The organism is Streptomyces sp. NPDC001219 (assembly GCF_053597915.1).
In genome coordinates this window covers 49,730-62,758 of sequence record NZ_JBSFJF010000004.1, presented here as the reverse complement: position 1 = coordinate 62,758, position 13,029 = coordinate 49,730, and the positions used below count along the sequence as shown (strand labels likewise).

General features: G+C 70.8%; 8 protein-coding genes. 3 read left to right on the top strand and 5 right to left on the bottom strand.

The window, feature by feature from the left end:
- Positions 1-168: 168 nt before the first annotated feature.
- Positions 169-1,884, top strand: coding sequence for a methionine--tRNA ligase (gene metG / locus ACWC9R_RS03740; RefSeq protein ID WP_450728712.1), 1,716 nt, complete (start codon positions 169-171; stop codon positions 1,882-1,884).
- Positions 1,885-1,985: 101 nt separating this feature from the next.
- Here the strand turns inward: metG and ACWC9R_RS03735 are convergent, their stop codons facing one another.
- Complete coding sequence (locus ACWC9R_RS03735) at positions 1,986-3,695, bottom strand: hypothetical protein (RefSeq protein ID WP_450728710.1); 1,710 nt, start codon at positions 3,693-3,695, stop codon at positions 1,986-1,988.
- A 213-nt stretch (positions 3,696-3,908) separates the two neighbouring features.
- Positions 3,909-5,672, bottom strand: coding sequence for an aspartate--tRNA ligase (aspS, locus tag ACWC9R_RS03730; RefSeq protein ID WP_450728708.1), 1,764 nt, complete (start codon positions 5,670-5,672; stop codon positions 3,909-3,911).
- Positions 5,673-5,949: 277 nt separating this feature from the next.
- On the opposite strand from aspS, the gene ACWC9R_RS03725 reads away from it, so the two are divergent.
- Positions 5,950-8,121, top strand: coding sequence for a SpoIIE family protein phosphatase (locus ACWC9R_RS03725; protein WP_450728706.1), 2,172 nt, complete (start codon positions 5,950-5,952; stop codon positions 8,119-8,121).
- Here the strand turns inward: ACWC9R_RS03725 and ACWC9R_RS03720 are convergent.
- The 3 genes from ACWC9R_RS03720 to ACWC9R_RS03710 all read right to left on the bottom strand — a co-directional run bounded on the left by ACWC9R_RS03720 (position 8,061) and on the right by ACWC9R_RS03710 (position 10,929).
- Complete coding sequence (locus ACWC9R_RS03720) at positions 8,061-9,197, bottom strand: AI-2E family transporter (RefSeq protein WP_450728704.1); 1,137 nt, start codon at positions 9,195-9,197, stop codon at positions 8,061-8,063. The genes ACWC9R_RS03725 and ACWC9R_RS03720 overlap by 61 nt on opposite strands.
- A 98-nt stretch (positions 9,198-9,295) precedes the next feature.
- Positions 9,296-10,252, bottom strand: coding sequence for a pirin family protein (locus tag ACWC9R_RS03715; RefSeq protein ID WP_450728702.1), 957 nt, complete (start codon positions 10,250-10,252; stop codon positions 9,296-9,298).
- A gap of 203 nt (positions 10,253-10,455) precedes the next feature.
- Positions 10,456-10,929 carry an SseB family protein gene (locus tag ACWC9R_RS03710; RefSeq protein ID WP_018092739.1) on the bottom strand — a complete coding sequence of 158 codons (474 nt, stop codon included), beginning with the start codon at positions 10,927-10,929 and terminating at the stop codon, positions 10,456-10,458.
- 164 nt (positions 10,930-11,093) lie between these two features.
- Here ACWC9R_RS03710 and ACWC9R_RS03705 point away from each other — a divergent pair, with 164 nt between their 5' ends.
- A complete protein-coding gene (locus ACWC9R_RS03705) occupies positions 11,094-12,920 on the top strand; it encodes an acyl-CoA dehydrogenase (RefSeq protein WP_450728699.1) in 1,827 nt (608 codons plus the stop codon).
- Positions 12,921-13,029 lie beyond the last annotated feature (109 nt).

Sequence of the window (13,029 nt, the reverse complement as noted above, 5' to 3'; positions counted from 1 at the left end):
CGGTGCGAGCCCGCCGCGGACAGGGGGAGAGCGGGCGGCAGGCGGAGTGAGCAGGGGCTCGGTCCACCGCCGAAATACCCGCGCGGTCACCCCTGCCCCGTCCAGTACGATATTGACGTTCCGTAAAGCAAATCCTCACTCACCGTAGCGACTTGGGAGCAGCCGGCAATGGCTCGACACCTCATCACCAGCGCCCTTCCGTATATCAACGGGATCAAGCACCTGGGCAACATGGTGGGGTCCATGCTCCCGGCCGATGTCTATGCGCGGTACATGCGGCAGCGCGGCCACGACGTGCTCTACATCTGCGCGACGGACGAGCACGGCACCCCCGCCGAGCTGGCGGCGAAGGACGCGGGCCAGTCGGTCGACGCGTTCTGCGCGGAGCAGCACGACAAGCAGAAGGCGATCTACCAGGGCTTCGGCCTCGAGTTCGACCACTTCGGGCGCAGCTCGTCGCGGGAGAACGTGGAGCTGACGCAGCACTTCGCGCGCAAGCTGCACGAGAACGGCTTCATCGAGGAGCGGGCGATCCGCCAGGTCTTCTCGGTCGCCGACGACCGCTTCCTGCCGGACCGCTACATCGTCGGTACGTGCCCGCACTGCGGCTACGACAAGGCCCGCGGCGACCAGTGCGAGAACTGCACCCGGGTGCTCGACCCGACCGACCTGATCGACGCCCGCTCGGCGATCAGCGGCAGCGGCGAGCTGGAGGTGCGGGAGACCAAGCACCTCTTCCTGCTCCAGTCGAAGCTGCAGCACGAGGTCGAGGGCTGGCTGGAAGGCAACGGCAGCAAGGACTGGCCGACGCTGGCCTCGTCCATCGCGCACAAGTGGCTGACGGAGGGGCTCCAGGACCGGGCGATCACCCGTGACCTGGACTGGGGCGTCCCGGTGCCGGCCGATGTGTGGCCGGAGCTGGCGGCCGAGGGCAAGGTCTTCTACGTGTGGTTCGACGCGCCGATCGAGTACATCGGCTCGACGAAGGAGTGGGCGGACGTCGACCCGGAGCACCGCGACTGGAAGTCGTGGTGGTACGAGGCCGAGGACGTCCGGTACACGGAGTTCATGGCCAAGGACAATGTGCCGTTCCACTCCGTGATGTTCCCGGCGACGCAGCTGGGCACCCGCGAGCCGTGGAAGAAGGTCGACTTCCTCAAGGCCTTCAACTGGCTCAACTACTACGGCGGGAAGTTCTCCACCTCCCAGCGGCGCGGCATCTTCACGGACGCCGCCCTGGAGCTGCTGCCGGCCGACTACTGGCGCTACTTCCTGATCGCCAACGCCCCGGAGTCCGACGACACCTCCTTCACCTGGGAACTGTTCTCGGCGTCGGTCAACAAGGACCTGGCGGACACCCTCGGCAACTTCGTCAACCGGGTGCTGTCGTTCTCCCGGAAGCGGTTCGGTGACGAGGTGCCCGCGGGCGCCGAGGCCGGGGCCGCGGAGCAGAAGCTGGGCGAGGAGATCGCCGGACTGCTGACCGAGTACGAGGGCCACATGGACGCCCTGCAGTTCCGCAAGGCCGCGGCGTCGCTGCGCGCCCTGTGGAGCGCGGGCAACTCCTACCTGGAGGAGAAGGCCCCGTGGCTGGAGATCAAGACCGACAAGGACGCGGCGGCCCTGACGCTGCGTACGGCGATGAACCTGATCCATCTGTACGCGGTCATCTCCGAGCCGTTCATCCCCTCGTCGGCCAAGGCGATGCGCGGTGCCTTCGCGCTGGAGAACGACACGGCGGTGTGGGTCTCCCAGGAGGAGGCGAAGGCGCTGGCAGCGGTGCCGGCCGGAACGCCGTTCACGGTGCCGCCGGTGCTCTTCGCGAAGATCACCGAGGATGACCTGGAGTCCTACCGCGAGCGCTTCGGCGGCGCGGAGGAGTGAGCCCCTCCTGACCGCGGAGGTCTCCGCGGCGACACGGCAGGTGCGCCCGTCCGGCCTTCGGGCCGGGCGGGCGCAGGCCTGTGCGGGGCCGGTGCCGTGGCTCAGGGCCGGGTCGGCGGGGACACGAAGGCGCGCAGCGACTTCAGGCCCGGCGTCGGCGGCAGCGGGACCGGGCGCCAGCCCCGGGCGTAAGGCGGCGGCTTACGCCCGGTGATCAGGACGGCGGCGGGCCGGGAAGCGGCCAGCCGGGCCAGGGCCGCGGGGGTGATCCCGGCGTCGTGGCCCTGCGGCTGGCGGGACGCACAGCCCGCCCGGAACGCCACCCGTACCGCCTCCTCGCCGCTCACCACACAGGGCGCCCGCAGCCCGGCCCGGCGCAGCGTCCCGGTGATCCGCTCGATGCCGGTCTGGGCGCGTACGGTGCTTTGCACCATCTTGTGCAGGATCACCAGCTGGATGGCCTCGTGGCTCATCAGCACGAGGACGAGGGCGACCACCGCCCAGACGTGCCGGCGGCGCGGCAGCCGGGTCAGCCGGCACAGGAACCACGCGGCGGGCATCAGCAGCAGGGCGTAGGCGGGCAGCAGGAAGCGCGGCGCCGCGTAATTCACCGTCAGCAGGTAGGGGGCGGCGAGGCAGAGGCCGACCAGGGCCGGGACGACGAGCGGGGCCGGGCCGTTGCGGTGCAGCGGGCCGACCGGGTCGTGCAGCCGCACCGCGGGCCAGACCGGACCGTGGCCGGCCGGCTCACCGGACGGTTCGCGGCTGCCCGGCCGGACGGGCGCCAGCCCGAGCGGCTGCGGACCGCCGCCGCGCTCCGCCGCCGCCCATGCCGGGCCGTACCGGTGCAGCGCGCCACCGGACTCACGGGACCGCAGCGCCATCCACACCGCCCCGATGACCGCCAGCGGCAGCAGGAACCACCAGACCGCCGTCACCGGGTGGTCCCAGGCGAGCTGGCAGGGGCGGCACAGCGTCTTGCCCTGGAGGGACCGGGCATGGTCGTCGAAGGACAGATGCCAGCCGAGGCCGCCCTGGATGCGCGCCGCCTCCCGCAGCCGCGCCACCAGCCCGCCGTACGACAGATACGCCTCGGCGACCCACTCGGCACACCCCAGGGCCAGTCCGGCGGGCAGCGCCAGCAGCACGGCGGGGCGCCGCCATGACGGTACGCACAGCGCCGCGGCGAAGAGCGGCACGGCCAGCCAGACCGCGTCGGTGGGGCGCATCAGCGCGGCCACGGCCACCGCGACGGCGAGCCCGGCCGCCGCGCCCCGGCCCGCGCGGGGCGCCAGTTGCCGGGACGGCTGCCGTACGGCGCGCAGAAAGCAGCCGGTGGCGGTGAGCGCGGCGTAGGCGACCCACAGGTTGGGCATCGCCTGCGGGCCGTAGAACAGCGTGATCCACAGACCGGCGAACAGCGCGCCGCCCAGCGCCGGTACGGGGGCGGGCAGCAGACGCCGCCAGACGCACAGACTGAGCAGCAGCCCGGCGCCGGAGAGCACCGCCAGGTAGCAGTGCAGCACGGTGGCCGAGGTCGTCAGCGCGGCGGCCGGCGCGAGGAGGAAGCTGACACCGCGGGCGCGCGGGGCGCTGAAGAACGCGGCCGGCGTATGGCGGTCGACCTGGCTGACGTACACCGTCTCGTCCCATCCCAGACCGGGGGTGGTCAGGGCGGAGTAGACGAGGAGGGCGGTGAACGCGGCGGCGACGGCGCCGAGCCACCACAGGTCGTGGGCCACGGCGGAGCGCGTCGCGCGGGCCCGCGGCCGCGGGCCGGGCGGAGCGGTGAGGAGGCTGGCTTGCTGCATGGGCACCACAGTGCGGGCGCTGCCGGGGCACGGCCACATGAGTGGAGCGGTCGGGGCACCCGGCCCGTCACGCGGCGTCCGTTCCCGCCCCGGGACGGGCTGACCGCTGCCGCCCGTCCGACAGCACAGAGACCTCGAACGGGCCGGGGCGGCGTTTCACGTGAAACGCCGCCCCTCAGCCTGTCCGAGGCCTCATGGCCGTCGGTGAGCCGCCTACTTCGCCTGCGGCTTGCGCAGGGAGAGGTGCAGCTCCTTGAGGCGTGCCTCCTCGACCTCGCTCGGGGCGCCCATCAGCAGGTCCTGGGCGTTGCCGTTGAGCGGGAAGGCGATGGTCTCGCGGATGTTGGGCTCGTCGGCCAGCAGCATGACGATGCGGTCGACGCCCGGGGCGATGCCGCCGTGCGGCGGGGCGCCGAACTTGAAGGCGCGGAGCATGCCGCCGAACTCCGCCTCGACGGTGTCCTTGTCGTAGCCGGCGATCGCGAAGGCCTTGTACATGACCTCGGGCTCGTGGTTACGGATCGCGCCGGAGGACAGCTCGGTGCCGTTGCAGACGATGTCGTACTGCCAGGCCAGGATGTCCAGCGGGTCCTTGGTCTCCAGCGCCTCCAGGCCGCCCTGCGGCATGGAGAACGGGTTGTGCGAGAACTCGATCTTGCCGGTGTCCTCGTCCTTCTCGAACATCGGGAAGTCGACGATCCAGCAGAAGCGGAACTCGTCCTCGGCGAAGTGCCCGGCGCGCTTGGCGGTCTCGACCCGGACCGCACCCATGATCTTGGAGACCTCGTCGAACTCACCGGCGCCGAAGAACACGGCGTGACCGGGCTTCAGGTCCAGGGCGGCGACGAGCGACTTGATGTCGTCCTCGGTGAGGAACTTGGCGATCGGGCCGGTGAGTGTGTTCTCCTCGCCGACGCGGACCCAGGCCAGGCCCTTGGCGCCCTGCTGGACGGCGAAGTCGCCCAGCTGGTCGAAGAACTTGCGCGGCTGGTCGGCGGTGTCCGGCACGGCCAGGGCGCGGACGTGCTTGTCGGCGAAGGCCTTGAAGCCGGAGCCCGCGAAGACGTCGGAGACATCCACCAGCTCCAGCTCGGCGCGCAGGTCCGGCTTGTCGGAGCCGTACTTGACCATCGCCTCGCGGAACGGGATGCGCGGGAAGGGGGAGGTGACCTTGCGGCCGTTGCCGAACTCGGTGAACAGCTCGGTCATCAGCTTCTCGACGGGCTGGAAGACGTCCTCCTGCTCGACGAAGCTCATCTCGATGTCGAGCTGGTAGAACTCGCCCGGCGAGCGGTCCGCGCGGGCGTCCTCGTCACGGAAGCAGGGCGCGATCTGGAAGTAGCGGTCGAACCCGGCGATCATCAGCAGCTGCTTGAACTGCTGCGGGGCCTGCGGCAGCGCGTAGAACTTGCCGGCGTGCAGCCGCGAGGGGACCAGGAAGTCGCGGGCGCCCTCGGGCGAGGTCGCGGACAGGATCGGGGTCGCCATCTCGTTGAAGCCGAGGGTCACCATCTTGTGGCGGATGGCGGAGATGACCGCGGTGCGCAGCATGATGTTGCGGTGCATCCGCTCGCGGCGCAGGTCGAGGAAGCGGTACTCGAGGCGCTTCTCCTCGTTGACGCCGTCGTCCGCGTTGATGGTGAAGGGGATCTGGTCGGCGGCGCCGAGCACCTCGACCTCGGAGACCTCGATCTCGACCTCACCGGTCGGCAGATCGGGGTTGACGTTGTCGGCGCCGCGCGCGCTGACCTTGCCGTCGATGCGGACGACGGTCTCCTTGGTCAGCGAGCCGAGGGCCTCGTTGGCCGGGGTGCCGGGGCGGGCGACGAGCTGGACGAGACCGTAGTGGTCGCGCAGATCGATGAAGAGGATGCCGCCCAGGTCACGTCGATTGTGCAGCCAGCCGCTGAGGCGGACGTCGGTGTCGACGTCCGTGGCTCGGAGCTCGCCGCAGTTATGGGACCGGTACCGGTGCATCGCTCATCCAAGTCGTCGCGAGTGTCGAGGTGAGGAGTTGTCGGGAGAGGGAGAGGAAAAGGTGCACGGGCTGGTCCGCCCGGTCGCTCTCCCCGTGGATCACCCGAAAGGCCACCCCAGGATTGACATAACCGCTCCAGGTTACCGTCCCGGCCCGCACCCCTTCGCTGACATATACGCGTCAGCGTCCACGGGGCCGGATCGCGGCATCCGAATGGGACGACGGTCACGTCCGGCTCGCTGGTCGGGCCGGACCAAACGCCCCTAAAGTGAGGCAATGCGCACCGAGGATCTCCTGGCCGCCATCGCGACCGGCCTGTGGCGGTGGGACAACGCATCGGGACGGGTGACCCTCGACGCCGAAGCGGCCCGGCTGCTGGGGCTGCCCGCCGAGCCCGTGGAGCTGACCGAGGCGGCGGTGCGCTCCCGCTTTCATCCCGTCGACTTCGCCGAGGTCAACGGGATCGTGCAGCTCGCGGTCGCCGAGGAGACGCTCGCCGAGGCCCGGCTGCGCATCGTGGACGAACACGGGCGCATCCAGCGCATCGTCCGCTCCCGCTCCCGCCCCCGGAGCGTCGACGGCGGCTTCGAGCTGGTCGGCACCCTTCAGGAGGTGCCCGAACCGCAGCCCGGCACCGCTGCCGCGCACACCCCGATCACCGGCGACTGGCGCCGCTCCCGCGAGGCGTTCCTGCTGGACGCGGGCCGGGCGCTGGCCGAGGCACGGTCCACCGCCGAGGTGCTGCGGGTCGCGGCCGGGCTGTCCATGCCGGGGTTCATGCCCGACGGGCTGGCGGTCTTCGGCTTCGAGGGCGACCGGCTGTCGGTTATCGGCCACCACGGCCACCAGTCCGGTGACGAGGGGCCGTTCGCCGCGATGACGCTGGCGACCGACCACCCGGCCGCCGAGGTCGTCCGCACCGGCCGGGCGCTCTACCTGCCCACCCCGGCGGAGTACCGCCGCCGCTACCCGGCCACCTGGCCGCCGGACACCCGGTTCCGCCGGACGTCCTGGGCGTTCCTGCCGCTGGTGAACGCGGGCCGGACGATCGGCGCCTGGATGGCGGCGTTCGCCCAGCCGGTGGCCTTCACCCCCGACGAGCGCTCGGTGCTGACCACCGTCGCCCGGATGCTGGCCCAGGCGCTGGCCAGGGCGGGTGTGCAGGAGGAGCAGCAGGAGCTGGCGCTGGGGCTGCAGCGCAGCATGATGCCGACGGTGCAGCCGGACATCCCGGGGATGACGGTGGCGGCCCGCTATGTCCCGACCGGCGGCGGACTGGAGGTCGGCGGCGACTGGTACGACATGATCCCGCTGCCGTCCGGACGGATCGCGCTGGTCATCGGGGACGTCCAGGGGCACGACGTACGGGCCGCCGGCCTGATGGGGCAGCTGCGGATCGCGCTGCGGGCCTACGCGTCCGAGGGCCACCACCCCGATGCGGTGCTCTCCCGCGCCTCCCGCTTCCTGGCCGGGATCAACGAGACCGAGCTGCGCGGCCACGGCGAGGACCAGCGCTTCGCGACCTGCCTCTACATCGAGGTAGATCCGGCGACGGGGCTGCTGGACATCGCGCGGGCCGGGCACCCCGATCCGGCGGTCCGGATGAGCGACGGCACGATGCTGGTCCGGCCCACCGCGGGCGGGCTGCCGCTGGGCATCGTCCCGGACACCGACTACCCCACCACCCGGCTGGTCCTGGAGCCCGGCGAGACCATGCTGGTGTGCACCGACGGGCTGATCGAGACCGGCGGCCACGACCTGGAGACCGGCTGGGCACGGCTGCGCGGCGTCCTGGAGGCGGAGGAGTCCGGCGAGGACGGCGCGGAGGGTACGGACGGCGAGAGCCTGGAACGGCTCGCCGACGCGCTGGTCCAGGCCGTGCACGGGCCGCCGTCGCACCACACCACCGGGCCGCTGGTGGACCGCCGCGAGGACGACATCGCCCTCCTGCTGCTGCGCCGGGAGGGCGCCGCCTGCGCGGTCGGTACCGGCGGCCTGCTGCCCCCGCAGCCCGTCCGGCGCACCGTGCTCTCCGTCGCGCAGGCCGAACCGGAGCGGATAGCCGCGGCCCGCCGGCAGGTCCGGGACGTGCTGCACGACTGGGCCGACCCGGACCAGGTGGACTCGGCGGTGCTGATGGTCTCGGAGATGGTCACCAACGTCCTGCTGCACACCGACGGGGACGCGCTGCTGGTCGCCGAGATCACCGGTGAGCGGGGCGCCCGGCGCATCCGGGTCGATGTGGCCGACAGCAGCGATGAGTTGCCGCACCGCCGCCGGCCCGGCGAGCTGGCGTCGTCGGGGCGCGGCCTGGTGCTGCTGGAGCTGCTGGCCGGCGCGTGGGGCGTGGACCCGCGCGGGGACGGCAAGTCGACGTGGTTCGAGCTCTACGAGGAGGCGGGGGAGGCGGCGGGCCCGCTGTCGTCGGAGTCCGAGCCCGCGGCGTAGTGCACCCGCAGCTCGTGGAGCACCCCGGTCACGGCGGCGGTCAGCGGTACGGACAGCAGCATGCCGAGGATGCCGGCGACGCTGGCGCCCGCGGTGATCGCCAGCATCACGGTCGCCGGGTGCATCTGGACCGTACGGCTCTGGATCATCGGCTGGAGGACGTGCCCCTCCAGCACCTGCACGGCCAGGACGACGCCGAGCGCCCACAGCGCGATCACGAAGCCGCGGTCGGCCAGCGCCACCAGGATCGCCACCGCGCCGGAGATGAAGGCGCCGAGATAGGGGATGTAGGCACCGACGAAGACCAGGGCGCCCAGCCCGACGGCGCCGGGCACCTGAAGGATCAGCAGCCCGACGGTGATGCAGATGGCGTCGATCAGCGCGATGAAGGTGGTGCCGCGCATGAAGCCCTCGATGCTCTGGAAGCCGCGGCGGGCCATCCGCTCCAGCTGCGGTGCCGAGTTGCCGGGCGCCCAGTCCCGCAGGGCGCGTACGGCCTTGTCGGAGTCCCGCAGGAAGAAGAAGGTCAGCAGCAGGGCCAGGACCGAGGCGGCGAGGAACTGGCCGACGACGCTGACACCGGCCAGCAGCCCGGAGGCCGCGGTGCCCCCGAACTTGGCCACCAGGTTCTTGGACTTGGCGGCGAGGTCGTCGAGCGACGTACCGGCCGCCCCGAAGTGCTGGGAGAGGTCCTTGGCGGCGCTCCGGAGCGAGGCGATGATCTGGTCCCCGGTGTCGACCAGCGCGTTGACGACGATGTATCCGGCGCCGCCGACCACCACCACGAGGACCGCACAGGTCAGCCCGGCCGCCAGCGAACGGTTGAGCTTCATCGCCACCAGCCGCCGGTAGAGCGGCCCGAGCAGCCCGCTGCCCAGCAGCGCCAGCAGCACCGGCGTCACGGCCGCGCTCAGTTCGACGCACAGCCACACCCCGACGGCCAGCACGGCCGCGATCAGCAGCGCCACCAGGCACCAGGCACCGGCACGGCGGGCCTCGATCGGCAGCAACGGGCCGATGACCTGCGGCCGTTCGCCGTCGGCGCCGGGCCGGTTTTCCTCCGAGTCGTTTCGCACCCGGACAGTCCACCACGGCAGAAGGTCCGGAAGCGCACCGCGGAAGAGGCCGGGGGCGGCGTTTCACGTGAAACGCCGCCCCCGCTGCCGACGTACCGTCAGCGCTCGCCGGCGGGGATCGACCCGAGCCGTCCGGCCTGGAAGTCCTCGAAGGCCTGGGCCAGTTCGGCGTGGGTGTTCATCACGAACGGGCCGTAGTGCATCATCGGCTCACGGATCGGCAGCCCGCCCAGCAGCACCACCTCGAAGTTCGGGCTGCGCGACTCCTGGGACTCGTCCGCGCGGATCGTGATCGAGTCTCCTCCGTTCCCGAACACGACCGTCTGGCCCATACGGAACGGGCGCCCCTCGGCACCGGCCGCACCGCGTCCGGCCAGGGCATAGGCGAGTGCGTTGAAATCCTTGCGCCAGGGCAGCGTCAGCTCGGCGCCCGGGTTCACCGTCACATGCATCATCGTGATCGGCGTGTGCGTGATGCCCGGCCCCTGGTGGCCGTCGAGGTCACCGGCGATCAGCCGCAGCAGCGCGCCGCCGTCGCCGGAGGTCAGCAGCTTGACCTTGCCGCCGCCGATGTCCTGGTAGCGGGGAGCCATCATCTTGTCGCTCTTCGGCAGGTTCACCCACAGCTGGAGGCCGTGGAAGAGGCCACCGGCCATGACGAGCGACTCAGGCGGCGCCTCGATGTGCAGCAGCCCCGAACCTGCCGTCATCCACTGGGTGTCGCCGTCGTTGATGACGCCGCCGCCACCGTGCGAGTCACGGTGCACGAAGGTGCCGTCGAGCAGATAGGTCACGGTCTCGAAGCCGCGGTGCGGGTGCCAGGGCGTGCCCTTGGCCTCGCCCGGCGCGTACTCCACCTCACCCATCTGGTCCATCATGATGAACGGGTCGAGGTGCGTGTAGTCGATCCCGGCGAACGCGCGGCGCACCGGGAATCCCTCGCCCTCGAATCCGCTCGGAGCGGTGGCCACGGCCACCACGGGACGGGCGTGCGCCGCGGCGGGCGCCGCCACACGCGGCAGGGTCAGCGGATTCTCTACGGTCACTGCGGGCATGACGGCCTCCTCGGTCGCTCACCAACTTAGTTGAACAGTGAACAACCCGCAAGGCTCACGGCATTCCCGCCCGCATTCCTCCTGGTCAGACGGACACTCGGCACTGCGCACACCTCCAGACGCACTACGGGCCGGCCCCTCCACGGGACCGGCCCTCGATTCAGCCCGGCAGCGGCCCTCCGCCCGCCGCGCGCCAGGGGCGGCTAGCCGTACATCCGCCGCATCGCGAAGTCGACCATCTCCTCCACGGCCTTCGCGTCGAAGACCATCCGGTGGTCGCCCTCCATGTCGAGGACGAAGCCGTAGCCGGTCGGGAGCAGGTCGAGCACCTCGGCGCCGGTGATCACGAAGTACTTGGACTCCTTGCCCGCGTACCGCCGCAGCTCCTTGAGCGAGGTGAACATCGGGATCACCGGCTGCTGGGTGTTGTGCAGCGCCAGGAAGCCGGGGTTGTCACCGCGCGGGCAGTAGATCTTGGACGTGGAGAAGATGCCCTGGAAGTCCTCGGCGGACATCGAGCCGGTGGTGAAGGCGCGCACCGCGTCGGCGAGGGACGGCGGGGACGGCTCGGGATACAGCGGCTGCTCGCCGTAGCCCCCGGGGGCCGCTTGCTGCGGCGGGGGCGGCGCTCCGTACTGCTGCTGCCCGGCACCCGCGTTCTGGTCGTAGCCGTACATGCGCCACAGCGTACTGAGTCGGCGATTCGCCGGGGGACGCTCGTCACAGATGGGCGGTAGGGGTTGATTCTTATTACCGGTGGGTAGCATCATCGTAGGCACTTGCTACTTGCTGGTATTTGCGTTTGAGGTCCTCCCTCCCGAACCCTTACGGAGCCGTATCCATGGGGCACTACAAGTCGAATCTCCGCGACATCGAGTTCAACCTCTTCGAGGTGCTCGGCCGGGACAGCGTGTACGGCACCGGACCGTTCGCGGAGATGGACGTCGACACCGCCAAGAGCGTGCTGTCCGAGATCACCCGGCTGTCCGAGAACGAGCTGGCCGAGTCGTTCGCCGACGCGGACCGCAACCCGCCGGTCTTCGACCCGGACACCAACACCGCGCCGGTGCCGGACACCTTCAAGAAGAGCTACCAGGCCTTCATGGACGCCGAGTGGTGGCGTCTGGGCATCCCGGAGGAGCTCGGCGGCACCACCGCGCCGCGCTCCCTCCTCTGGGGCTTCGCCGAGACGATCCTGGGCGCCAACCCGGCCGTGTGGATGTACGCGTCCGGACCCGCCTTCGCCGGCGTCCTCCACGAGGAGGGCACCGAGGAGCAGCACCGCATAGCCCAGCTGATGGTGGACAAGCAGTGGGGCTCCACGATGGTGCTCACCGAGCCGGACGCCGGTTCGGACGTCGGCGCCGGCCGCACCAAGGCCGTGCAGCAGGCGGACGGCACCTGGCACATCGAGGGCGTCAAGCGCTTCATCACCTCCGGTGAGCACGACATGTCCGAGAACATCGTGCACTTCGTCCTCGCCCGCCCCGAGGGTGCCGGTCCGGGCACCAAGGGCCTGTCGCTGTTCATCGTGCCGAAGTACGACTTCGACTGGGAGACCGGCGAGCTGGGCGAGCGCAACGGCGCCTACGCCACCAACGTCGAGCACAAGATGGGCCTCAAGGCCTCCAACACCTGTGAGATGACGTTCGGCGCCAACCACCCGGCCAAGGGCTGGCTGCTCGGCGAGAAGCACGACGGTATCCGCCAGATGTTCAAGATCATCGAGTTCGCCCGGATGATGGTGGGCACGAAGGCCATCGCCACCCTCTCCACCGGCTACCTCAACGCGCTGGAGTACGCCAAGGAGCGCGTGCAGGGTCCGGACCTGGCGGCCTTCACCGACAAGACCGCCCCGCGCGTCACCATCACCCACCACCCCGATGTGCGCCGCTCCCTGATGACGCAGAAGGCGTACGCCGAGGGCATGCGCTCCCTGGTGCTCTACACCGCCACGGTCCAGGACGAGATCCTCGTCAAGGAGGCCGCGGGCGAGGACGCGAGCGCCGCGATCCGCCTCAACGACCTGCTGCTGCCGATCGTCAAGGGCTACGGCTCGGAGAAGTCCTACGAGCAGCTGGCGCAGTCGCTGCAGACCTTCGGTGGCTCCGGGTACCTCCAGGAGTACCCGATCGAGCAGTACATCCGGGACGCCAAGATCGACACCCTCTACGAGGGCACCACCGCGATCCAGGGCCAGGACTTCTTCTTCCGGAAGATCGTCCGCGACCAGGGCCAGGCGCTCACCGCCCTCTCCGACGAGATCAAGAAGTTCCTCGCCGACAACATCGGTGGCGAGGAGCTGGAGCAGGCCCGTGGCGAGCTGGCCAAGGCCGCCGCCGACCTGGAGGCGATCGTCGGCGCGATGCTGACCGACCTCGCGGCGACCGAGAAGGACGTCAAGTCCATCTACAAGGTCGGCCTCAACACCACCCGCGTGCTGATGGCCTCCGGCGACGTCGTCATCGGCTACCTCCTGCTCAAGGGCGCGGCCGTGGCCGCCGAGAAGCTGGCCGGCGCCTCGGCGAAGGACAAGCCGTTCTACACCGGCAAGATCGCCGCGGCGAAGTTCTTCGCGCACAACGTGCTGCCGGGTGTCAGCGTCCAGCGCGGTCTGGCCGAGTCCGTCGACCAGTCGCTGATGGAGCTCGACGAAGCCGCGTTCTGACGGCACGCGCCGCGGCCCAGGCCGCGGCGCTTCTCTTAGAGGTCTCTCAGATTGACCGTTCAGACTGACGTGGCCCGCCTCTCTTCCCCCGGAGAGGCGGGCTCCGTCA